This window comes from Gordonia neofelifaecis NRRL B-59395 (assembly GCF_000192435.1).
Classification (GTDB): Bacteria; Actinomycetota; Actinomycetes; order Mycobacteriales; family Mycobacteriaceae; genus Gordonia; species Gordonia neofelifaecis.
In genome coordinates, this window is record NZ_AEUD01000017.1 from 63327 (window position 1) to 86450 (window position 23124).

The following is a 23124-nucleotide window of genomic DNA, read 5'->3' on the forward strand; positions in this document are numbered from 1 at the left end:
TCACTCCTTCATGAATGGTGGACTACGGGCGTAACGCTGCTCACAGCATGGGTGAGACGCCAGTCACACAGGAGTGGATCGGTGCCCCGGTCGGTGAGGGCCGTCGCGCGTGCGGTGAACGGTCGACGGACTCCGGTGAACGGTAGGCCTGCGTTCGGCCTACGGCGTCCGTTCCACCCCGAGGCCCAGCCGTTCGGGCACGTGCATACGCGCGAAGGCGGCGGCCGTCCCGGGCGGCACGCGGTTCCTGGTGCCGAGGCTGACCAGCACCATCGTGGCGAACGTCAGGGGAACGGTCACCGCTGCGGGGAACCCGATGATGGTGGCGAGCCAGCCGCCGCCCGCACCGTCGACCACCCCGGTGACAGTGAAGCCGACGGCCAGCGCCGACGTGACGGCACCCACCGCCAGCCCGGCCACCGCGCCCGCAGCCGTGAGCCCCCGCCACCAGATGCCAAGCACCAGGAGCGGGCACAGTGTGGACGCCGAGACGGCGAACACCAGTCCCACTGACCGCGACAACTCGAGCGAGCCCGCACCCAGCGCGATCGCGATCGGCACGGCACCGCCCACCAGAGCGCCGATCCGGAAGCTGCGAATGCCCGGGCGCATCAGGTCGGTGGACACGACGCCCGCGATGCTCACCAGCAGGCCGGACGACGTCGCGAGGAACGCGGCCATCGCGCCGGCGGCGACGAGGGCCGAGAGACCGATCGCCCAGACACCGTGGGTCGCCGCGGACGGCAGCAGGAGGACCGCGGCGTCGGCGGTGCCCGTCGACAGCACCTGCGGCACCCAGGCGCGGGCCAGCGCGCCGAGGATGGTGGGGAAGAAGTAGAACACGGCGAGCGCGGCGATCACGTTGAGCGCCGTGCGACGGGCGGCCCGGCCGTCCGGGTTGGTGTAGAACCGCACCAGTACGTGCGGCAGTCCCATCGCGCCGAGGAAGGTGGCGATGATCAGGGAGAGGACCTGATAGAGCGGGTGGCCGCCACCGAGTCCGCCGCCCGAGCGCATCCACGCCGAGCCGGTCTGCGGCGCGCCGGCGACCACCGGAGTCGCGGCGCCGGCGTCGAGTTCGATCACCGCGCCGCTGTCGAGGCGATGGGTTCCGGCGGTCGGCGCGGCGTCGGTCACCGCGGCGTCGTCGAGGATCCCGGTGACCCGCACGCCGGCCGGGTCGACGACGGTCACCTCGACCGGGGTGTCGACGCGGACCGTGGTGGCGGTGTCCACCCGGGGTGGGAGCGGATCGCCGAGTCGCTGGGGATCGTTGACGAAGACAGCGACCAGGACCAGTGCGGGGATCGCGACCGCCGTCAGCTTGAGCCAGTACTGGATGGCCTGGGCGAAGGTCACCGACCGCATGCCGGCGCCGACCACGTTCACGATGACGAGCAGTCCGGTCGCGATGACGCCGACCCACGGCGGGATGTGCAGCAGGATGTTCAACGTCAGCCCGGCGCCCTGAAACTGCGGGACCAGGTAGAGCACGCAGACGACGATCACCACTGCCATCGCGGACTTCCGCGCGCGGGTGGAAGCGAGACGGAACTCGGCGAAATCGGGAACGGTGTACGCGCCCGACCGCCGCAGCGGGGCGGCGACGAACAGCAGCAGCGAGAGGTAGCCCGCGGTGAACCCGATCGGATACCAGAGGGCGTCGGCGCCGTACTTCGCGACCAGCCCGGCGACCCCGAGGAACGATGCGGCGGAGAGGTATTCGCCCGCGACGGCCGCGGCGTTCCATCCCGAGCCGATGCTGCGCGAGGCGACCAGGAAGTCGGAGGTGGACCGGGCGCCTCGACCGCCGTAGGCTCCGACCGCGACGGTGCCGAGTGCGGCGACGAGCACGGCGACGACCGTCAGCGCGGCGACGTGGTCGGTGGTCATCGGTCGGGGTCGTCGGCGTCGACCAGTCGGACGAAGTCGCGTTCGGCCTGCTCGGCGAGGCGGATGTACAGGCGGCCCGCCAGATACAGCAGCGGCAGGGGGAGGAGCCCGAGGATCAGCCAGTTGAGCGGGACACCGAACACTGTCGCGGTGGCGAACGGCTCGATGGTCGCACCGATCAGCGGAATCGCGACGAAGACGGCGAGTACGGCGATCCCGAGCCGCAGCGAGAGCGCGAGTTGGGCTCGGACCAGACCGCGGACGAGGTGTTCGCCGATACCGGTCTGCTCGGCGACCTCGACGCGCGTGCGGACCATCCGGGCACCGCGGCGCTGCGACAGCACGACCCGCTCGCGTTGCGGCGGGCGGGAGTTCGCGGGGTCGGCGGTCATCGGTCAGTCGTCCCGGCCCGTGCGGAAGGTGCGGAGCGGATCGCGGACCAGCCGGTCCTTGAGTTCGCGGACCTGACGGCGGCTCACCGGCAGCTCGACGGCGGGAGACGCGCCGTTCTCCCGCACTCGGACCATGGTGGACGCGCCCGTCGACCGGAGTCCGACGACCATCGGCAGTGCAACCAGGTACGACCGGTGCACCCGCGCGAATCCAGCACTGCGCCAGCGTGATTCGAGTGTCGACAGGGTGACTCGGACCAAGTGGTCGCCGGTGTCGGTGTGCAGCCGGGCATAGTCGCCGACGGCCTCGATCCACGAGATCGCGTCGCGCCGGACCAGCGAGGTCACCCCGCCGAGCTCCACCGGGATCACGTCGTCGGCCACCGGGTCCGATTGATCGTCTGCGTCCTCGGGCGCGGCGTCGCGACGCGCGACGATTCGTGCCAGCGCCTGGTCGAGACGTTCGGCCCGGAGCGGCTTCAGCAGATAGTCGACGGCACCGGCGGCGAAGGCCTCGACCGCGCGATCGTCGTGCGCGGTGACGAAGACGACCGGCGGCGGCACCGTGTAGTTCGCGAGCACGCCCGCCAGTTCCATCCCGGAGAGGCCGGGCATCGAGATGTCGAGGAAGACGGCGTCGACCGAGTGCTCGGACAACTCGCGCAGTGCGTCGGTGGCATCGGACGCGGTGTGCACGGTCGCCACCGATTCGTGTCTGCCCAGGAGGTAGGCGAGCTCGTCGAGCGCGGGGACCTCGTCGTCCACGGCGAGCACGGTGAGGCCGGTCGTCACGTGGTCTCCTCCCGCTGTGTGCCCGAATGCGCCGCGTGGATTCCGGCGGCGAACTTCGGGATCCGCATGCTCACCTTGGTGCCCGCACCCACGGCGGTCTCGATGACCAGACCGTAGTCGTTCCCGAACGCCGACCGCAGTCGCTGGTCCACATTGGTCAGCCCGACGTGCGCGCCGTCGGACTCCCGGGGGCCCGCCGGGTCGAGGGCGTCGATGGCGCCGGTCCGCAACAGCTCGGGGTCCATCCCGACGCCGTCGTCCTCCACGCTGAGCAGGCAGTCGGGGCCCGCGTTGCGCGCAACGATCGAGACGGTGCCGTCGCGCCGGCCGGCCATGCCGTGCCGCACGGCGTTCTCGACGAGTGGCTGAAGTGCCAGGAACGGGACGACGACGCCCAGCACCTCGGGGGCCACCTGCAACTTGACGGTCAGGCCGGGGCCGAACCGGGCGCGTTCGAGGGTGAGGTAACGGTCGATGTTGCGCAGTTCGTCGGCCAGCACGGTGTACTCGCCCGCGGCCCGGAACGAGTACCGGGTGAAGTCGGCGAAGTCGAGGATCAGCTCCCGGGCGCGATCTGGATCGGTGCGGACGAACGACGCGATGGTGTTCAGCGCGTTGTAGATGAAGTGCGGGCTGATCTGGGCGCGCAGCGCCAGCACCTCGGCGCGGTCGAGCCGGGCGCGCGACGCATCGAGCTCGGCCAACTGCAACTGACCGGCCGCGTACCGGGCGACCTCGGTGATCGCACCCACCCGGCCCGGGCCGGGATCGTCGACCGACACCACCACCAGCACGCCCGCGCTGATGTCGTCGCTGAGCAGGGGTGCGGCGAGCAGGTTCCGCGCCGGACCGACGCCGCCCGCCGGGTCGCGGCGCACCGAATGCCGCCTGTCGGCCAGCGCTTCGCCGGCCAGCGCGGCGGACGCCGCCCGGATCGGGGGTGTCCAGAGCGCCTGGTCGCCGTCGTAGGCGAGCAGTGAGCCGCCGTCGTCGTAGAGGGCGAGCCCCTCGGCGCCGGTCAGGGCCCGCAGCGGACCCGCAGCCTGGGCCGCCGACTCCTCGGTGAGGCCGCGGCGCAGTGGCCTGGCGGCCAGTGCCGCGGTGTGCAGGGTGTCGTGGACGGCGCGCTCGTGCGGGGTACTGACCACGCGTCGCGTGCGCAATGCGACGGCGATCAGGGTCACCGCGAGGGCGATGCCCAGCACGGAGATCGCGATCAGCTCACCGGACATTCCGCACCACGGGTCGACGCTAGCAAGCTGCGCGGTCGTCGTGTGCCGTTCGCCGCGGCGTCGTCGTCAGTTCAGGTGGACCTGTTGGCATACGTTCCATGGTTCAGAATCGACTCGAAACGAAGAAGATCCGCCGGGCGGGCGCGCTGACCGTCGCGGCGATCGGCCTGTCCGCGTTGCTCGCCGGGTGCGGCTCGGACTCGGGCCCGGGCGTCGATGGCGACACGGCCGCCGGCGTCGACATCTCGCGCGCCGCGACCGGGGACGTGACCGCGCACGGCGGCGCACGACGTCTCACCGAGGATCAGACTCAGGCCATCGCCGACTCGATTCAGCAGACGGGCGCGAAGAACGTCATCCTGGTGATCGGCGACGGCACCGCGAACCAGGAGCTGACCCTGGCGCGCGACTACCAGTGGGGTGCGGGCGGTCAGATCCCCGGGATCGATCAGCTCCCGTTGACCGGCGACTACACGACGTACTCGATCAACAAGGACACCCGCAAGCCCGACTACACCACCGACTCGGCCGCGTCGGGAACCGGCTGGGCCACCGGCACCAAGACGTACAACGGCGCGGTCGGGGTGGATGTGAACGGTAAGCCGCAGCGCTCGATCCTCGAGATCGCGCGCGCCAACGGGCTGCGGACCGGCGACGTGACGACCACCGAACTGCAGGACGCCACCCCCGCGGTTCAGGTGGCCCACGTGACTCAGCGCAAGTGCTACGGCCCCAAGGAGACCGCGGAGAAGTGCCCGGAGAACGCGCTGGAGAACGGCGGGGCGGGGTCGATCACCGAGCAGTTGCTGGCGGCCCGGCCCGACGTCACTTTCGGCGGCGGTTGGGCGACCTTCGCGCAGACGGCGACCGCCGGCGAGTACCGCGGTCAGACTCTCGAGGCGCAGGCGAAGTCGCGCGGCTACCAGATCGTGCGCTCGGCGGACGAGATGAACGCCCTCGACGAGGCGAACCAGGACAAGCCGGTGCTGGGCGTCTTCGCCGACGGCAACCTGCCGCGGATATGGGACAAGGCCACCGCGGTGCCCGGCGGAGTGAAGCAGCCCGCGGTCAAGTGCGCCGACAACCCGGCGTTCACGGCGGCCACCCCGAAACTCGGTGACATGACGCGCAAGGCGATCGATCTCCTCGACAACGACAAGGGCTTCTTCCTGCAAGTGGAGTCGGGCTCGGTCGACAAGGCCAACCACGACGCCGACCCGTGCGGCCAGATCGGTGAGACGGTCCAGCTGTCCGACGCCGTCACGGCGGCGCTCGACTTCGCCAAGAAGCAGAAGGACACGCTGGTCATCGTCACCGGTGACCACGCGCACACCAGTCAGATCGTCGAGCCCGATCCCGAGCTGCCGATGCCGGGTCTCACCAAGCTGCTGATCGGCCGTGACGGAGATCCGATCGCGGTCAACTACGGCACCTCCCTCGTGCCGGGCGAGGAGCAGCACACCGGTGGACAGGTCCGCATCGCCGCCTATGGCCCGGGTGCCGCGAACGTCGTCGGGCTGACCGATCAGACCGACCCGTTCTTCTACATCACCGATCAGCTGGGTCTTGATCGGGAGAAGAAGTAGGACTGACACCCAGATCACGCGACGGCGCGGCCGGACCGGCCGCGCCGTCGTGCGTTCGCACGATTACCGTTTCGTACAGCGGTCTCGGTTGGGTATATCGGGCATCGCGAGAGTTACGCTCCGCCGATGAAGAACCGCACATCCCTCCTCGGCGCTTCGATGGTCCTTGCCGCTTCGCTGGCCGCCGTCGTGCCTGCCGCCGACGCCGTGGCCGCTCCCGTCACGAAGTATGCGAACTGCAAGGCGTTGAACGCCCAGTACCGGCACGGTGTCGCTCGTCCGGGCGCCGTCGACCATGTGAGCGGCCGATCCAAGCCGGTCCGAAACTTCACAGTCAACCGCGCGGTCTACAACCGCAATGCGCATCTCGATCGTGATCGAGACGGCATCGCCTGCGAGAAGCGCTGACTCGAGGCGTCAGCCGCGCTCTTCACCGGAAGTAGCGCTGGTATGCGCTGTAGGGCACCTGACCGGTCGGACTCGCCTTGATCGCACGCGCGACGGCGGGCGGGATCGGCGCCCAATGAGCGGGCATCGCCGCGGCCAGTGACGGCTTCATCACGTAGAGCAGTGCGAAGTTGACCAGCCATAGCGGCGGGGCCATCGACATGCCGACCGTCGACGTGGTGCCGTTGGCGGTGTTGGTGACGAGCTGGGCCGCTCCGGACATCTGCTGGGCGGCGAAGCCGTACAGCGCCTCGACGGTGTACGCGGACCGGTACAGCGCGATCAGGGTCCGGGTCGCGCCGTTGGCCCGGAGCCAGTCACCGACGTATCCGCCGGGGGCGATCAGCGTGTTCACCTTCCGGGTCGGCGCGCTCGCATTGGCCGGGCTCTGCAGGAGACCGTTCGTGGTGACGTAGACGCCGTAGCTCGCCAGGACCGACCGGGTCGGGCCGGTGTCGGACCGGGAGATCAGCGGTCGGCCGACGGTGTTGGTGAGGATGGCGACGCAGGCGTCGATCTCCTTCGCGGCCGCACGGCTGCCCCCGACGCCGCCGCCGGTGACGAATGCGCGGTACTGGCGGTCGGACATGACGTCGCCGCGTCCCAGGCCGATCCCGGCGGCGACCGCGTCGGCGGCCGCCAGGCCCAGCGGCTGGTTGAGTCGGCCGGGGCCGGCCTCGGTCGGGGCGAGATGGACGAATGCGGGTGCCCCTGCGAACGGGAAGGCGAAACCGGAGTCGCGGGGTGGGGCGGCCTCGGCGGCCGGCAGGCCGGTGACGAGGGCGCCGGCCGTCATCAGGGCGAACAGCACGACAGCGCCGCGTCGAACGATCCGCTTGGTGTCCATGAGCGACCTCCGAGAGTGCTGTCCTCCAGTGAATCCCCGGCGACGGAACGGGGTCAAGACTCCGATGGGCCGACGGTCGTGCGCGTGCCACACCCTCGATGCGACATCACACCCTGAGCTCGGGGTGTCGAGTGGTACTGCGGGTGTGATGACGCCGAACCGTTCGCTGTCAGAGAATCCGGGAAGTCGAGGATGTCCGATGACCTGGGGTTTAGTGACTGAGTGGGCCTCGGGCCGACCTTGCACTCTCGGTGGTCGAGTGCTAAAACGGAGTCTGGCACTCGCGGCGTGTGAGTGCCAGGTCGGAACGGTGAGATCGGTCCAACAGACACCCCGGTCGTCCGTCGCGGGCATCGAGTTCGACCCAGAAGACTTAGTGTCACCCCCTACCGGAGGATCACTTACCAATGGCAAAGCAGATTGCTTTCGACGAAGAGGCCCGTCGCGGACTCGAGCGCGGCCTGAACAGCCTCGCCGACGCCGTCAAGGTCACGCTCGGCCCCAAGGGTCGCAACGTCGTCCTGGAGAAGAAGTGGGGCGCCCCCACGATCACCAACGATGGTGTTTCCATCGCCAAGGAGATCGAGCTGGAGGACCCGTACGAGAAGATCGGCGCCGAGCTGGTCAAGGAAGTCGCCAAGAAGACCGACGACGTCGCGGGCGACGGCACCACCACCGCTACCGTTCTGGCGCAGGCGCTGGTCCGCGAGGGTCTGCGCAACGTCGCAGCCGGAGCGAACCCGCTGGGCCTGAAGCGCGGCATCGAGAAGGCCGTCGCGGCCGTCACCGAGTCGCTCCTGAAGTCGGCCAAGGAGGTCGAGACCAAGGATCAGATCGCTGCCACCGCGGGTATCTCCGCCGGTGACCAGTCGATCGGCGACCTGATCGCCGAGGCCATGGACAAGGTCGGCAACGAGGGTGTCATCACCGTCGAGGAGTCGAACACCTTCGGCCTGCAGCTCGAGCTCACCGAGGGCATGCGCTTCGACAAGGGCTACATCTCGGGATACTTCGTCACCGACGCCGACCGCCAGGAAGCCGTCCTCGAGGATCCGTACATCCTGCTCGTCTCGGGCAAGATCTCGACCATCAAGGACCTCCTGCCGCTGCTGGAGAAGGTCATCCAGTCGGGCAAGCCGCTGGTGATCATCGCTGAGGACGTCGAGGGCGAGGCTCTCTCGACCCTGATCGTCAACAAGCTCAAGGGCACCTTCAAGTCCGTCGCCGTCAAGGCTCCGGGCTTCGGTGACCGACGCAAGGCCATGCTGGCCGACATCGCCATCCTCGCCGGTGGCGAGGTCATCAGCGAAGAGGTCGGCCTCTCGCTGGAGACCGCGGGCCTCGAGCTGCTGGGCACCGCCCGCAAGGTCGTCGTCACCAAGGACGAGACCACCATCGTCGACGGTGCCGGCGATGCCGACGCCATCGCCGGTCGCGTCGCGCAGATCCGCGGCGAGATCGAGAACAGTGACAGCGACTACGACCGCGAGAAGCTGCAGGAGCGCCTGGCCAAGCTGGCCGGCGGCGTTGCAGTCATCAAGGCCGGCGCTGCCACCGAGGTGGAGCTCAAGGAGCGCAAGCACCGCATCGAGGACGCCGTCCGCAACGCGAAGGCTGCCGTCGAAGAGGGCATCGTCGCCGGTGGTGGCGTGGCCCTGCTGCAGTCGGAGCCGGCCATCGAGGGTCTGACCCTCGAGGGCGACGAGGCCACCGGTGCGAACATCGTTCGCGTCGCCCTGGAGGCCCCGGCCAAGCAGATCGCGATCAACGCGGGCCTGGAGCCCGGCGTCGTCGCCGACAAGGTCCGCAACTCGCCCGTTGGCACCGGCCTGAACGCCGCCACCAACACCTACGAGGACCTGCTGGCCGCAGGCATCAACGACCCGGTGAAGGTCACCCGCTCGGCGCTGCAGAACGCAGCCTCGATCGCGGCGCTGTTCCTCACCACCGAGGCCGTCGTCGCCGACAAGCCCGAGAAGGCTGCTCCGGCCATGCCGGGCGCCGACGAGATGGGCGGCATGGGCTTCTGATCTGACCGCGGTTCCCGGACGCGAACGCGTTCAGCGAACCGAATGGTGCGGATCAGCGCCCTGCGACACTCGCAGAATCACCGAAGGCCGGTCACCCGAGAGGGTGGCCGGCCTTCGGCGTGCTCAGGCCGGAACGGAGATCGTCCGCACGTGCAGGACGAACTCTTCGATCCAGGAGAATAGAAGGGACCTCTGACATCGATACTGGTCTGCTCCGAGCCTGGTTACCGCATGACGGTCACCAGGCTCGGAGCAGACGACGGCGGGCCTGAGAGAGCGGGTCAGCTCCGCTTCAGCAGGCTGAGCATCGAGTAGGTCGCGACCTTGGCCCCGTAGGGGATGGCAGACAGGTCGACGAGGTAGTTCGGGTTGTGCGGCGCGAACGGGAACGGTTCGCCCGCCGCCTGCGCCTCGGCGAACGTATCGTGATTCGCGATGCCGACGAGCAGATAGTTGAACGGCATGTCCGGGTACGGGCCTTTGAGGAGTTGGACGTCCTCGGAGCCGGTCGCGCGCGGCATGTCGGTGACGATCTGCTGGTCGCCGACCACGGCGGACAACGTCCTCGCCATCCGCTCCGACAACTCGATGTCGTTGACCAGCGGACTGGAACCACCCTTCATGGTGATCTCCGGCAGCTTGTCCTCGGGCATGCCGTAGGTCCGCGCGATGCCGTCGGACACCGCTTTGACCGCGTCGAGCATGATCTCCCGCACGGCCGGGTCGTACCAGCGGAGGTTGGCCTTGACCAGCGACTTCGCCGGAATGACGTTGTTGTCGGAACCTGCCTGGATGGCGCCGACGGTGAGCACCGCCGTCTGCTGGGGATCGATCATCCGGGAGACGATCGACTGGTACTCGACGACTGCCATCGCGGCCATCAGAACCGGATCCTTGGCCTTCTGCGGCATCGAGCCGTGGCCGCCGACGCCGTGGAAGAGGACGTCGAGCTGATCGGTGCCGGCCAGCCGGGGACCGGGCGACGAGACGACGACGCCGACCGGGGCCGGCGCGGTGTGCATGCCGATGAACACGTCGGGCTTGGGGATGAAGTTGTACAGGCCGTCGTCGACCATGGCCTTGGCGCCGGTGATCGGCTCCTCGGCGGGCTGGCCGATCAGCACGAGCGTTCCGGACCAGCGGTCCTTGAGTTCGATCAACGCGTGCGCCATGCCCAGCATCCAGGTCACATGCGCGTCGTGACCGCAGACGTGGGCGACGGGCACCTCGGTCCCGTCGTCGCGGACCACACGCTTCTCACTGGCCCATTCGACGTTCGTCTCCTCCTGCACCGCGAGAGCGTCCATGTCGGCGCGATACATCACGACGGGTCCGTCGCCGTTACGGTAGATCGAGGCGACGCCGGTCTTCCCGATGCCGGTCGTGATGTCGAAGCCGAGGTTCTGCAGCGCCAGTTCGACGATCCGCGCGGTCCGGACCTCGGTGAAGCCGAGCTCGGGATTCCGATGGATGTCCTTGAACATGTCGACCAGGCGGTCGGTGTCGGCGTCGACGATCCGGTCGACGTCGGAGACCAGTTCGGTGGGGAGGATCTCGGCGGGCGAGTCGTCCGCAGGTGCCTCTGGGAGAGTGCTCACACTCGTCATGTTAGCGAGCACCGGCGTTTCCGACCGAGCATAATCGCGCATATGACCGAACCGAAGTCCCTCGCTCCAGGCGCCCCGAGTTCCATCCCCGCACTTCCGAACCTCCGGGATCTCGGCGGCTGGTCGGGAACCGACGGACGCGCCGTACGCCACGGAATGCTGTTCCGTTCCACCGACTTCCGTTCCCTCGCCGACAACGCGGAGGCGACCGCCCAGGTGCCCGCACTCCTCGGACTGCGGACCGTGTACGACCTCCGCTCCGGCGCCGAGACCGAGGCGATGCCCGACCCGAAGTGGGCCGACGTCGCCGAAGTCCATCTCGACGTACTCGCCGACGCACAGCTCTCGGTGCCTGCGAATCTGGCGACGGTCCTCACCGACCCGGAGGGCATCGCCGAGGTGAACAAGTACCTCGCGGGCGACGGCGCAATGGCGGCGATGGCGGGCACCTACCGCGAGATGATCACGCTCGACAGCGCGCGTCGGAGTTATCGACGGTTCTACGAGGGTCTGCTCGGCGAGGACCGCTCGCCCGCACTCTTCCACTGCACCACCGGCAAGGACCGGACGGGTTGGGCCTCGGCGTCGTTCCTGTCGTTGATGGGCGTCGCCCGCGAAGACGTCTTCCACGACTATCTGCTGACCAACGATCGCCTGGTCCCTGCGCTGGCACCGGTGTTCGAGCGGTTCGCCGCGGCGGGCGGCGACGCCGAGTCGCTCCGCGAGATCCTCGGTGTGCGCGCGGAGTACCTGACCGCGGCGTTCGACGAGGTCGAGAAGGTCCATGGATCTCTCGAGGCCTACTTCGCGGAGGGGCTCGGCATCGACGCGGGCGCGCAGCAGGCCCTGCGCGAGCGGTTCCTCGAGGCCTAGGACGCAGGGTGCGTACCGCCGACCCGCGTTCGCCACGGGCGGTGATGATCCGATGCGCCGCGGACCTCATCGCCCGCGACGGCGTCGCAGGCACATCGATCGGCGACGTGCTCGCGGCGGCGGGCGCGGCCCGCGGATCGGTGTACTACTACTTCCCCGGCGGGCGGTCGGAGCTGATGGCGGAGGCCGTTCGGCACGCCGGCGAAGAATTCGGCGCGGAGCTGAATCGGGCCCGCCGTCTGCCCGTGGTCCGGGCGATCGGGGCCATCGCCGCGATCTGGCGCAGTCGACTGCTCGTCACCGATTTCGCGGCCGGGTGCCCGATCGCGGCGGGGGCGCAGGCCCGCGGGTCCGATCCGGAGGCGGCGGCCGCCGCCGAGGAGGTCTTCCTCCAGTGGAACCATCTGTTGTCGGCGCGCCTGCGGGAGGAGGACTTCGACGACCGCCGCGCCGAGGAACTCGCCGATTCGATCCTGTCCGGCATCGAGGGTGCGGTGGTTCTGTGCCGGGCGCGGCGCAGCGTCGAACCGCTCGACGGCATGGTCGCCCACCTGCGAGAACTGGCCGGACGACGGACCGCGTCGCCGAGCGCCGACCGCGAGCGACCCGAGGCGAGTGACGATTTCGGCGGCGATCGGGCCGGTGATCCGTCGCTGGGGTAGGTTCTCCCCATGGCTGTCTCTGCATCAACCGAATTCGACCTCAAAGCGCCGCTCTCTCTGGTGATGGAGGTGCTGCTCGACGTCGAGTCCCTGCCCGAGTGGTCGGGCCCGCACAAGTCGGCGAAGATCGTGACCGAGGACGCGGACGGTCGTCCCGCGCGCGTCGACGTCTCGGTGAGCGCCGTCGGCATGACCGACAATCAGACGCTCGACTACACCTGGACCGACAACACCTGCACCTGGGACCTCGTCGAGAGTGATCAGCTCAGCGAGCAGCACGGCGTGTACACCCTGACCGAGAACGGCGACTCCACGCACGTGAAGTTCGACCTCACCGTCGACCTGAAGATCAAGCTCCCGGGGCTGATCGTCAAGCGTGCCCAGAAGATGGCCGTCGACACCGCCAAGAAGGGGCTGACCGAGGAGGTCAAGCGCCGCTCCTGAGCAGTGCCTACTCGACCAGCCTGAGCTCACCTCAGGCTGGTCGAGCCGTATTGAGCGTGGGGAGTCTCGACGGTTCATCGAGAGTGCTCGACGGGTCCACTGCGACGGCGACCAGGGGCTTCGTCGCGGTCGGTCCGCGGCAGGATTCGGTCCGGTCACGATCGCCTGTGAGTGTGCTGAACATCGCACTTCGACGGGTAGGCTGACCATGCATCGTGCGCCGGTGGTCGCACAGTTCGCGTTTTCTTGAGAGGGACTTTTCAATGCGGTTCGGGTCGTGGTTCATTCGTGTCTTCTTCGGATCGGTCGCCGTTGCTGCGGCGTTCGGTCTGACGTCGTTGGCGGGAGGTGGCGACGCGGGTGCCGCCACCCACTGCTCCGCCGACAACAATCAGCGCGTCGAGCGCGCCAACGGACAGAGCCACTGCATTGCGAATGCCGGTCCCGGCAGTCGGGCGACCGCTGAGGATTCGACGAATAACGGTGCGGCACTTGCTGTTGCGACCACCCGAGGCACGGCGACCGCGCAGAACAACGGGGTGAACTCGTCGGCCCTCGCGAGCGGTATCTACGGCGGCAACGGCTACGCCTACACGATGGGTCCGTACTCGACGTCCGTCGCGCAGGGGCGTAACTCGGGCACCACGGTCGCCGTCTCGGGTGCCGCGGGCGGCGCGTTCGCGACGTCCGACGGTGTCGCCTGCCTCGGCAGCATGGCTGCCACGTACGACTCGACAACCGGACGCGGATGCTTCCGATGGGGCGAGATCTACCTGCACTGATTCCACTCCATCCCGTACGACGACCCCGTCGAGCGCGCAGGCCTGCGATGCCGCGCCGCCCGGCGGGGTCTTGTCGTCGATTGGGACGGCAAAACATGTCCGGGTTGAAACTGGATGGCGGCAGGACTAAAACGAGATAGCAATCGCTGCGGCATCAACCGGCTCACGCAAAGGCGCGCGAGGTGGCCGATCCGCAGTTCCACGGAGCTGTGATCGCCTGACGCGTCCGACGCATTCGCGCCCCATTCGTCGACGTTCCGTGCTCTCCTGACCCAAGGGAGACACCTGTGCACCTGTTACCGCGCGAGCAGGAGAAGCTGCTCGTCGTCGTCGCCAACGACCTGGCTCGCCGACGCCAGGCCCGCGGCCTCAAGCTGAACCACCCCGAAGCCATCGCGATTCTCACGTACGAGCTCGTCGAGGGCGCACGCGACGGTCGAACCGTTGCGGAGCTGATGAGCTGGGGCGCAACCATTCTCACCCGCGATGACGTGATGGAGGGGGTGCCGGAGATGATCCCCGACGTGCAGGTCGAGGCGACATTCCCGGACGGCACCAAGCTCGTCACCGTCCACCACCCGATCCGATAGGGGCCGCGTCATGATTCCCGGAGAACTCGTTCTCGACGACCGTCCCGTCGACTGCAACACCGGCCGCCCGACGATCGCGCTGCGCGTGGTCAACACCGGCGACCGTCCGGTGCAGGTCGGCTCGCACTTCCATTTCCCGGCGGCCAACTCCGCGCTCGAGTTCGACCGCCCGGCCGCGCACGGCTACCGCCTCGACATCCCGGCGGGCACGGCGGTCCGCTTCGAACCCGGCGACGCCAAGACCGTGAACCTGGTCGCGATCGGCGGTCGCCGACGGGTGTTCGGTCTCGACAACTCGGTCAACGGATCGCTCGAGGAGGATCGCGCATGAGTTTCCAGCTGAGCCGTCGCGAGTACACCGACCTCTACGGTCCGACCGTCGGCGACGCCGTGCGCCTCGCCGACACAGAACTGTTCGCCGTGGTCGAGAAGGACTACACCGTGTACGGCGAGGAGGCCGTGTTCGGCGGCGGCAAGGTGATCCGTGACGGCATGGGGCAGAACGGTCTCGCCCTGCGCGACGACGACATCCCGGACACCGTCATCACCAACGCCCTCGTCATCGACTACACGGGCGTGTTCAAAGCCGACATCGCGCTCCGCGACGGCCACATCTTCAAGATCGGCAAGGCCGGGAACCCGGACATCTCCGACGGCGTGACCATCACGATCGGTGCCGCCACCGAGGTGATCGCCGGTGAGGGCCGGATCGTCACCGCGGGCGGCATCGACACGCACATCCACTTCATCAGCCCCGACCAGATCGGGACGGCGCTCAACTCCGGCGTCACCACGATGATCGGCGGCGGAACCGGACCGGCCGCGGGCACCAACGCCACCTCGTTGACGCCCGGCGCCTGGAACATCCACCGGATGCTCCAGGCGGTCGAGAACGTGCCGATGAACATCGGTTTCCTCGGCAAGGGCCACGCGAGTGCGGTGGGTCCGCTGGCCGAGCAGATCCGCGCGGGTGCGATCGGACTGAAGGTCCACGAGGACTGGGGTGCGACCACCTCGTCGATCGACAACTCGCTGAAGGCCGCCGACGAGTTCGACGTCCAGGTGGCGATCCACACCGACACTCTCAACGAGTGCGGGTTCGTCGAGAACACCATCGACGCCATCGCCGGCCGGGTGATCCACACGTTCCACACCGAGGGCGCGGGCGGCGGCCATGCACCCGACATCATCCGGGTCGCGGGACTGCCGAACGTGCTTCCCGCGTCCACCAACCCGACACTCCCGTTCACCAAGAACACCATCGTCGAGCACCTCGACATGCTGATGGTCTGCCATCACCTGAACCCCGACATCCCGGAGGACGTCGCGTTCGCGGATTCGCGGATCCGTCCCGAGACCATCGCGGCCGAGGACGTCCTGCACGACATGGGCATCATCGCGATCACCTCGTCGGACTCGCAGGCGATGGGCCGTGTCGGCGAGGTGGTCTCGCGCACCTGGCAGATGGCCGATCACATGAAGCGGACCCGCGGGAAGTTCGACGACGACCCCGCTGCCGGGGACAACGCGCGGATCAAGCGGTACATCGCGAAGTACACCATCAACCCGGCGGTCGCGCAGGGCATCTCGGACTCGGTGGGCAGCGTCGAGGAGGGCAAGTTCGCCGATCTGGTGATCTGGAAGCCCGCCTTCTTCGGGGTCAAGCCCGATCTGGTGATCAAGGGCGGTCAGATCGCGAGTGCCCTGATGGGCGACGCGAACGCGTCCATTCCGACGCCGCAGCCCCAGACCATGAGGTCGATGTTCGGCTCGATGGGCTCGGCGGTCCATCAGTCGTCGATCACCTTCCTGTCGAAGGCCGCAGCCGAGGACGGCGTCGCCGATCAGATCGGACTCCGCAAGCGGATCCGGACCGTCGGCGGCATCCGGTCGCTCACCAAGGCCGACCTTCCGCACAACGGCGCCACCCCGAGGATCGAGGTCGATCCCGAGACGTACACGGTGTCCGTCGACGGTGTGGCCCTGGCGTCCGAGCCCGCGGACATCCTGCCGATGGCGCAGCGCTACTTCCTGTTCTGAGAGAAAGGGGACGGAGTTGATCGTCGAGCAGATCCTCGGCAACATCACCGACCTGGCCGAGGGCGAACTGGACGGGCTGCACGTCGAACGCGTGACCCTGCCGGGTGCCGATCTGGTCAAACGGATCCAGCGAGTGCGGACCGACCACGACCGCGAGATCGGGCTGCGGCTGACCGCCGCGCCCGGACCCGACGGCGACCTGCGGGACGGCGACCTGCTGTACCGCGACGACCGCGGCGTCATCGTGATCGCGGTACTGCCCACCGACGTCCTGGTGATCGCGCCGCGGACCATCGAGGAGATGGGCCGCACCGCACACGCGCTCGGCAACCGACACCTGCAGGCGCAGTTCTTCGGCGCCGAGAGCGAGTACGCGGCGGAGGTGATGGTGGTCCAGTACGACCACACGGTCGAGGACTACCTGCGTCATGCGGGTGTGCCGTTCGAGCGTGCCGACCGCGTGCTGCCCACGCCGTTCCGGCACGCCGAGCACACGCACTGATGGGCGCGTCGCCCGCGTATCTGCTGCCGCTGCTGCAGTTGTCGGACTCGGCGCTCCCGACCGGCGGCTTCAGTCACTCATTCGGGATGGAGACGTACCTCGCCACCGGAGTGGTGCACGACGAGGTCACGTTCGCGCAGTGGCTGCACGTGTACATCGCGCGTCAGCTCACCTGCTGCGACGGGCTCGCCATCCGCTTCGCCTACGAGGCGCTCGACGGCGGGCGCGGCGTCGACGAGCTGGTCCGGCTCGATCGGGAGCTCGCCGCGCAGGCCCTCCCGCGTCAGGTGCGGACGGCGGCGTCCACCATGGGCCGCCGGATGGCCGACATCGGCGAGACGGTGTGCGACTCGGAGGTGCTGGCCCGGTACCGGGCGGCGATCGACGACGGGCGCGCCGCCGGGCATCCGGCCCTGGCGTACGCCGTCGTCGCCCACGCGAGCGGGGCACCGGCCGACGCGGCGATCGAGGCCTTCCTGTTCGCGACGGCATCGTCGCTGACGCAGAACGCCGTGCGCGGCATCCCGATCGGTCAGAACGCCGGGCAGCGGGTGCAGCGTGGCGTCTACCCGGTGATCGCCACGGCGGTCGTCGAGACGCGGCGGCTGACACGCGACGATCTGGGCGCCGTCGCGCCCGGACTGGAGATCGCCCAGATGCGTCACGAGCGGCAGCGCGCACGCATGTTCATGAGTTGAGAAGTACGGAACTTTTTCGAAGAGAGAGGTCGATGTGAAGACCATCGTCATCGGCGTCGGCGGTCCCGTCGGCGCAGGCAAGACCCGGCTCGTGGAGCGGATCACCCGGCGCATGGGTGACACGGTGTCCATGGCCGCCATCACCAACGACATCTACACCACCGAGGACGCGAAGATCCTCGCCCGGGAATCGGTGCTGCCGCTCGACAGGATCGTCGGCATCGAGACCGGCGGTTGCCCGCACACGGCCATCCGCGAGGACACGTCGATGAACGCCGCGGCGGTCGAACGCCTCAAGGCCGCTCACCCGGATCTGCAGATCATCTTCATCGAATCCGGCGGCGACAACCTCTCGGCGACCTTCAGTCCCGAGCTGGTCGACTTCTCGATCTACCTGATCGACGTCGCGCAGGGCGAGGAGATTCCGCGCAAGGCCGGGCAGGGAATGATCAAGTCCGACCTGTTCATCATCAACAAGACCGACCTCGCGCCGCATGTCGGTGCGGATCTGTCCGTGATGGAGGCCGATTCGAAGACGTTCCGCGGAACGAAGCCGTTCTGCCTGACGAACCTCAAGACCGACGAGGGCCTCGACGGCGTCGTCGACTGGATCCGTCACGACGTGCTGATGCTCGATCTGGCCGAATGAGCGCGGCAGTGCTCGGTCAGAGCGGCGAACTGCGGTTGACGCTCGCTCCGCGCCGCGGCCGGACGGTCGCCGTCGGTCAGTTCCACGAGGGCGCGCTCCAGACGCTGCGGCCCATGTACCTCGACGACAGTGGGCAGGTCTGCTACTTGATCGTCAATCCCGGGGGCGCGTGCATGCGCGGCGACCGGTATCGGATCGAGGTGGAGCTCGAGACCGATGCGCGGCTGCTGCTCACCACGCAGTCGGCGACCAAGGTCTACCGCACCCCCGAGGCGTACGCGGAGCAGCGGATGGATGTCCGGCTCGGCCCCGGCAGCGTCCTGGAGTACGTGCCGGACCCACTGATCCTCTATCGGGAGGCCGACTTCCGGCAGTACGGCACCGTCGAGATGGATGCGTCCGCGACGCTGGTGATGTCGGAGATCGTGACGCCGGGATGGGCGCCCGGCGGCAGGCTCTTCGCCTACGAGCGGCTGCGGATGCGCAACGAGATCCGGTACGACGGCCGGCTCCTGGCGATCGACAACCTGGTCGTGACGCCGGGGGAGGCGGGGCCGGGCGGACTGGGCTTCATGGAGGGCCACACCCACCTCGGCTCGCTGATCGTCGTCGACTCGCGCGTCGACGACGGACTCATCGACGACATCCACGAGATCATCGAAGCGCACGCCGGCACGGTCGTCGCGGGACTCTCGGCGCTTGATGGGCCCGGCTTCGTCATCAGGGCGCTGGCCGACGACACCGCCGAACTGCGAGCGGTGCTCGACGAGGTGACCGCGTCCCTCCGGGCGAGATGGTTCGGCTTGGCACCGGTGAACTTGCGCAAATACTGAGCGGTGGCGACCGTGAACACCCACTGTGAGACGACAGGAGACGACGTGAATCCGATGACCGACGACCGACCGGGCCCGATGCGCCGACTGGGCGCGCTCTGGTCCGGACTCTCGGTGCGCGATCGCGCGTCGCTGGGTGGGATGACGCTGGTGGTCGTGTTGCTGCACGTCGTCGGCATCGGCATGCTCGTCGGGATGGTCGCGCCCGAGCACTTCCAGCTCAGCGGGCCGCACGCGGAGTTCACCGTGGGCGTCGGCATGCTGGCCTACACGTTCGGCCTGCGGCACGCCTTCGACGCCGACCACATCGCCGCCGTCGACAACGCGACCCGGAAACTCCTGGAGGACGCCGCCGGCCGTCGCGCGGCCGGACAGCCCGCCGGACCGAAGCCGCTCTCCGTCGGCTTCTGGTTCTCGCTCGGCCATTCGACGGTCGTGTTCGGACTGACCTTCCTGCTCGCGTTGGGTGTGCGGGCGATCGCCGGACAGATCCAGGACGACTCCTCGACGCTGCACTCGGTCACCGGAGTCATCGGCGCCTCGGTGTCGGGGGTGTTCCTGTGGATTCTGGGGGCGGCCAATCTGGTGGTCCTGATCGGCATCGTCCGGGTGTTCCGCGACATGCGGCGCGGCGAGTTCGACGAGGCGGCGCTGGAGGAGCAGCTGAACAAGCGCGGCTTCATGAACCGGCTTCTCGGCGGACTCGCGAAGTCGGTGCGCAAACCGTGGCACATCTACCCGATCGGCGTGCTGTTCGGACTCGGCTTCGACACCGCGACCGAGGTCGGCCTGCTGGTGCTCGCGGGTGGTGCGGCGGCGTTCTACCTGCCGTTCTACGCGATTCTGGTGCTACCGATCCTCTTCGCGGCGGGTATGTGCCTGATGGACACCGCCGACGGCGTGTTCATGAACGCCGCGTACGGCTGGGCCTTCGCGCGGCCGGTGCGGAAGGTGTACTACAACATCACCATCACCTCGATCTCGGTCGCCGCGGCGCTCGGGATCGGCACGGTGGAGCTGATCGGCGTGATCGCCGATCAGGCGCACCTCGAGTCCGGGCCGCTGGCGTGGGTCGCCGGGATCGATCTCGACTACGCGGGGTTCGTGATCGTCGGCGTGTTCGTCGCGGCCTGGGCCGCCGCTCTGACGGTCTGGCACTTCGGCGACATCGAGAACCGGTGGCAGACCGAGGCGGGCAATGACTGAGACCAGGTCCGAGGCCGTCCGGCCGTTCGGGACACCGCGCGACGCCGCCGCGACCGCACTGCACGGCGTCGGCCAGATCTATTTCCAGCCCAGCGTCTGGTGCGGACTGTTCATCCTGGCCGCGTTCTGCGTCGCCGACTGGCGGATGGCCCTGCTCGGAGTGATCGGGTTGGCGGCGTCGACCGCCGCGGGCGTCGCTCTGCGCGATCGCCTGCCGGGGTCGCCCGACGGTACGGCGCTCCGGGCAGGCATGCACGGATTCTGCGGCATCCTCGTCGGCGCCGCGGCGTTCACCATGCTCGGTGCGGGCTGGGCGGGTGTGATCGCCACCGCGATCGGCGGCCTGCTGTGCGGCCCGATCACCGTCGGCTTCGTCGCGCTGTTCGCCGCACGTGGCTTCGCGCAGTTCGCCCTGCCCGCAACCACGGCGCCGTTCTGCCTGGTCGCGCAGGGTATTCACTACACGACCGAGCCGTTTCAGCACGAGGTGAGCGAGCTGTCCGAGGTGCATGGCGACCTCGTGCAGATCTCCGTCCACGCTGCTCTCACGGGCATCTCCCAGGTGGTCCTGATCGACAGTCCCGTCGCCGGTCTGCTGATCCTGATCGGTCTGACGATCGCGAACTGGAAGGTCGGCGTGGCCGCGATTCTGGGCAGTGCGGCGTCGGCCGGTTTCGCCTGGCTGATCGGTGAGGCGCCACTCGACGACTACCACGGATTGGACAGCTACTCCTCGGTGCTGGTGGCGATCGCGATGGCCTGCGTCTTTCTGAGTGGAAAGTGGTCGCCGTGGGTGATGGCGCTGATCGGAGCCGTCCTTGCCGCGGCGTTGGAGCAGCTCCTCCTCGAGACCGAGGTTCCGCTGTTCACCTGGCCGTATGTGCTGGTCACCTGGCTGCTGCTGATCGTGGCCAGGTATGTTCCAGCACTCGCGCGGCCGCCTGTCTGACTTGTTCGATCCCGCCGTGACGCGACGACGGAATCGGGCTAACCTGGCGATCGTGGACCGATTCTCGAGCGACAACCCGGCACAGCACGTCGGACCCGACCTGAGCCTGGTCTCCGGACGCGAGGCGCTGCAGCATCTCGTCGATCTCCGGAACACCGCGGGCTTCACCATCGTCGACGATGATGACGACGATCCGATCCTGCTCACCCTTCCCGAGCGGAACGTCGTCGACACGTGGCGCGAGGACTACCCGTACGACGAGCGGATGAGCCGTCGCGAGTACGAGGTCACCAAACGGCGCCTGCAGATCGAACTGCTGAAGCTGCAGAAGTGGACCAAACAGACCGGTCAGCGGCATCTGCTCGTCTTCGAGGGCCGGGACGCCGCGGGCAAGGGCGGCACCATCAAGCGTTTCAACGAGCATCTCAATCCCCGCGGTGCGCGGACCGTCGCCTTGGAGAAGCCCAGCGAGCGGGAGGCCACCGAGTGGTACTTCCAGCGATACGTCCAGCATCTGCCCGCGGCCGGCGAGATGGTCTTCTTCGATCGCTCCTGGTACAACCGTGCGGGCGTCGAGCGGGTGATGAACTTCTGCACCGACGCCCAGTACGCGCAGTTCATGCAGCAGGCGCCGGCGTTCGAGAAGATGCTGGTCGACGACGGCATCCACCTGGTGAAGTTCTGGTTCTCGGTGACGCCGCTGGAGCAGCGGACCCGGTTCGCCATCCGCCAGATCGACCCGGTCCGGCAGTGGAAGCTGTCGCCGATGGACCTGGCGTCGCTCGACCGCTGGGAGTCGTACACGGACGCGAAGCAGCGGATGTTCGCCGACACCGACACCGACTTCGCGCCCTGGACCGTGGTCAAGAGCAACGATAAGAAGCGCGCCCGGATCAATGCCATGCGGTATGTGCTGAGCCTGCACGACTACGACGGAAAGGACGAGCACCTGGTCGGGACTCCCGATCCGGCGATCGTCGGTCGAGGCAGCGACGTGGTCGGGGAATGACCCGGTAGCCTCGACACAGTGCGAAGCGTAGTAACCGGCCTCTTCACCGTGGTCGCGATGATCTGCATGGTCGTCGCGGTGCCCAGCGTCTGGCTGTCTCAGCGAGTGGTGTCGTCCGATGGGTTCGCCTCGTCGGCGGCGGAAGCGGCGACAAGCGTCGAGGTCCAGAACTACTTCGCCGAGAAGGTCGCGGCGTCCGTCGAAGAGGCGACGAATTCGAAGGTCGCCAGCGACCTGGTCCTCCCGGCCGCCAAGAACTACGCGCGCAGCGACGGCTTCGTTCAGGACTTCTCCGAGGTGGCACGCCAGCAGCACGACTGGCTATTCACCGCGCCGCCGCCCGGCGTCGACCTGCATCTGATGGAGCTCGACATCACGCCGATGATCAACCGGGTGATCGCCTCGGCGCCGATCCCGATTCCGGTGACGATCGATCATCCGGTGACCGTGACGGTCGACCAGAGTCAGATCACGGCGGGTTCCCTGGAGGACAGCGGGAAGATCATCGACATCCTGTCGTGGGTGACGTTGATCGGCGCGATCGTCGCCTCGATCCTCGCGTTGATCGCCGCGACGCGCCGCAGCACGGTCCTGGCCTGGCTGGGCGTGGGCGCGATCCTGGCGGGTGTCGCGGGCTGGGTGCTCGCCGCTCTCACTAAGCGCGTCGTGCGAGATCGTTTGGCCGAGACCGAACAGGCGGCTCGCGCGACCATCGAGGTGGTCGTCGGGGTGATCGCCGATCATCTGACGACCGTCTCGCTCTTCGTGTGCGTCGGCGGCGTGGTCGTCGCGGTCGCGGGCATCGTCGCCCGCGTCGCGACGGGTCGTCGTTGAGCTACTTCTGAACTGATCGCGCGTACCCTCCGAGCTGATTGAGCGAGCGCAGCGTCCCCGCCGAGCTGATTGAGCGAGCGGAGCGTCCCCGCCGAGCTGATTGAGCGAGCGCAGCGAGTCGAAATCAACGTGAGTCGTGCTGGTTCTGTCCCAGCCCGTGTGCTGGTGGTTTCGACTCGCTGCGCTCGCTCAACCCGGATCCACCGATGGGTTCGGTCTGGTCGCTG

Annotated in this window: 24 protein-coding genes; 18 read left to right on the forward strand and 6 right to left on the reverse strand. The window is 68.3% G+C overall.

What is annotated here, in order from left to right:
• Nucleotides 1–159: 159 nt before the first annotated feature.
• From SCNU_RS16860 to SCNU_RS16875, 4 genes are read right to left on the reverse strand one after another with little or no spacing between them, the layout of a single operon-like run.
• Nucleotides 160–1893 carry a sodium/solute symporter gene (locus SCNU_RS16860; RefSeq protein ID WP_009680616.1) on the reverse strand — a complete coding sequence of 578 codons (1734 nt, stop codon included), beginning with the start codon at nt 1891–1893 and terminating at the stop codon, nt 160–162.
• A complete protein-coding gene (locus SCNU_RS16865) occupies nt 1890–2285 on the reverse strand; it encodes a hypothetical protein (protein WP_009680617.1) in 396 nt (131 codons plus the stop codon). The genes SCNU_RS16860 and SCNU_RS16865 overlap by 4 nt, the downstream gene beginning before the upstream one ends.
• Before the next feature lie 3 nt (nt 2286–2288).
• Nucleotides 2289–3077 carry a LytR/AlgR family response regulator transcription factor gene (locus tag SCNU_RS16870; RefSeq protein WP_009680618.1) on the reverse strand — a complete coding sequence of 263 codons (789 nt, stop codon included), beginning with the start codon at nt 3075–3077 and terminating at the stop codon, nt 2289–2291.
• Nucleotides 3074–4309 carry a sensor histidine kinase gene (locus SCNU_RS16875; RefSeq protein WP_009680619.1) on the reverse strand — a complete coding sequence of 412 codons (1236 nt, stop codon included), beginning with the start codon at nt 4307–4309 and terminating at the stop codon, nt 3074–3076. Before SCNU_RS16875 ends, SCNU_RS16870 begins: the two co-directional genes overlap by 4 nt.
• Before the next feature lie 98 nt (nt 4310–4407).
• On the opposite strand from SCNU_RS16875, the gene phoA reads away from it, so the two are divergent.
• Together phoA and SCNU_RS16885 are read left to right on the forward strand one after the other, a co-directional pair.
• A complete protein-coding gene (gene phoA / locus SCNU_RS16880) occupies nt 4408–5895 on the forward strand; it encodes an alkaline phosphatase (RefSeq protein ID WP_009680620.1) in 1488 nt (495 codons plus the stop codon).
• A 126-nt stretch (nt 5896–6021) separates the two neighbouring features.
• Complete coding sequence (locus tag SCNU_RS16885) at nt 6022–6303, forward strand: excalibur calcium-binding domain-containing protein (RefSeq protein ID WP_009680621.1); 282 nt, start codon at nt 6022–6024, stop codon at nt 6301–6303.
• A gap of 22 nt (nt 6304–6325) precedes the next feature.
• On the opposite strand, the gene SCNU_RS16890 is transcribed toward SCNU_RS16885, so the two are convergent.
• Nucleotides 6326–7189: a hypothetical protein gene (locus SCNU_RS16890; RefSeq protein ID WP_009680622.1), complete on the reverse strand. Its 864-nt coding sequence runs from the start codon at nt 7187–7189 to the stop codon at nt 6326–6328.
• Between the two features lie 407 nt (nt 7190–7596).
• Here SCNU_RS16890 and groL point away from each other — a divergent pair, with 407 nt between their 5' ends.
• Nucleotides 7597–9219 carry a chaperonin GroEL gene (groL, locus tag SCNU_RS16895; protein WP_009680623.1) on the forward strand — a complete coding sequence of 541 codons (1623 nt, stop codon included), beginning with the start codon at nt 7597–7599 and terminating at the stop codon, nt 9217–9219.
• A 281-nt stretch (nt 9220–9500) separates the two neighbouring features.
• Here groL and SCNU_RS16900 read toward each other — a convergent pair whose 3' ends face one another.
• The gene (locus SCNU_RS16900) at nt 9501–10826 is read right to left on the reverse strand and encodes an amidohydrolase (RefSeq protein ID WP_238526473.1); all 1326 of its coding nucleotides are present in this window, start codon (nt 10824–10826) and stop codon (nt 9501–9503) included.
• A 42-nt stretch (nt 10827–10868) separates the two neighbouring features.
• Here SCNU_RS16900 and SCNU_RS16905 point away from each other — a divergent pair, with 42 nt between their 5' ends.
• From SCNU_RS16905 to SCNU_RS16975, 15 genes are all read left to right on the forward strand, one after another.
• Nucleotides 10869–11699 carry a tyrosine-protein phosphatase gene (locus SCNU_RS16905; protein WP_009680625.1) on the forward strand — a complete coding sequence of 277 codons (831 nt, stop codon included), beginning with the start codon at nt 10869–10871 and terminating at the stop codon, nt 11697–11699.
• Nucleotides 11700–11707: 8 nt separating this feature from the next.
• The gene (locus SCNU_RS16910) at nt 11708–12361 is read left to right on the forward strand and encodes a TetR/AcrR family transcriptional regulator (RefSeq protein WP_238526474.1); all 654 of its coding nucleotides are present in this window, start codon (nt 11708–11710) and stop codon (nt 12359–12361) included.
• A 9-nt stretch (nt 12362–12370) separates the two neighbouring features.
• On the forward strand, nt 12371–12805 hold the full coding sequence (locus SCNU_RS16915) for an SRPBCC family protein (protein ID WP_009680627.1): 435 nt from the start codon (nt 12371–12373) through the stop codon (nt 12803–12805).
• Nucleotides 12806–13068: 263 nt separating this feature from the next.
• Nucleotides 13069–13587 carry a DUF6764 family protein gene (locus tag SCNU_RS16920; protein ID WP_009680628.1) on the forward strand — a complete coding sequence of 173 codons (519 nt, stop codon included), beginning with the start codon at nt 13069–13071 and terminating at the stop codon, nt 13585–13587.
• A 287-nt stretch (nt 13588–13874) separates the two neighbouring features.
• The gene (locus SCNU_RS16925; RefSeq protein WP_009680629.1) at nt 13875–14177 is read left to right on the forward strand and encodes an urease subunit gamma; all 303 of its coding nucleotides are present in this window, start codon (nt 13875–13877) and stop codon (nt 14175–14177) included.
• A gap of 10 nt (nt 14178–14187) precedes the next feature.
• Entirely contained in the window at nt 14188–14508 is a 321-nt protein-coding gene (locus SCNU_RS16930) for an urease subunit beta (protein ID WP_009680630.1), read from the forward strand.
• Complete coding sequence (gene ureC, locus SCNU_RS16935; RefSeq protein ID WP_009680631.1) at nt 14505–16217, forward strand: urease subunit alpha; 1713 nt, start codon at nt 14505–14507, stop codon at nt 16215–16217. Before SCNU_RS16930 ends, ureC begins: the two co-directional genes overlap by 4 nt.
• 16 nt (nt 16218–16233) lie before the next feature.
• Nucleotides 16234–16719, forward strand: a complete 486-nt coding sequence (ureE, locus tag SCNU_RS16940) for an urease accessory protein UreE (RefSeq protein ID WP_009680632.1) — start codon at nt 16234–16236, stop codon at nt 16717–16719.
• The gene (locus tag SCNU_RS16945; RefSeq protein WP_009680633.1) at nt 16719–17417 is read left to right on the forward strand and encodes an urease accessory protein UreF; all 699 of its coding nucleotides are present in this window, start codon (nt 16719–16721) and stop codon (nt 17415–17417) included. The genes ureE and SCNU_RS16945 overlap by 1 nt, the downstream gene beginning before the upstream one ends.
• Before the next feature lie 34 nt (nt 17418–17451).
• Complete coding sequence (gene ureG / locus SCNU_RS16950; RefSeq protein WP_009680634.1) at nt 17452–18066, forward strand: urease accessory protein UreG; 615 nt, start codon at nt 17452–17454, stop codon at nt 18064–18066.
• Nucleotides 18063–18899: an urease accessory protein UreD gene (locus SCNU_RS16955; protein ID WP_040518717.1), complete on the forward strand. Its 837-nt coding sequence runs from the start codon at nt 18063–18065 to the stop codon at nt 18897–18899. Before ureG ends, SCNU_RS16955 begins: the two co-directional genes overlap by 4 nt.
• A gap of 54 nt (nt 18900–18953) precedes the next feature.
• Complete coding sequence (nicT, locus tag SCNU_RS16960; RefSeq protein WP_085948515.1) at nt 18954–20105, forward strand: Nickel transporter NicT; 1152 nt, start codon at nt 18954–18956, stop codon at nt 20103–20105.
• On the forward strand, nt 20098–21054 hold the full coding sequence (locus tag SCNU_RS16965; protein WP_009680637.1) for an urea transporter: 957 nt from the start codon (nt 20098–20100) through the stop codon (nt 21052–21054). Before nicT ends, SCNU_RS16965 begins: the two co-directional genes overlap by 8 nt.
• Nucleotides 21023–22063, forward strand: a complete 1041-nt coding sequence (gene ppk2, locus SCNU_RS16970) for a polyphosphate kinase 2 (RefSeq protein ID WP_009680638.1) — start codon at nt 21023–21025, stop codon at nt 22061–22063. The genes SCNU_RS16965 and ppk2 overlap by 32 nt, the downstream gene beginning before the upstream one ends.
• 18 nt (nt 22064–22081) lie before the next feature.
• Nucleotides 22082–22897, forward strand: a complete 816-nt coding sequence (locus SCNU_RS16975; RefSeq protein ID WP_040518719.1) for a hypothetical protein — start codon at nt 22082–22084, stop codon at nt 22895–22897.
• The last annotated feature ends 227 nt before the right edge of the window (nt 22898–23124 follow it).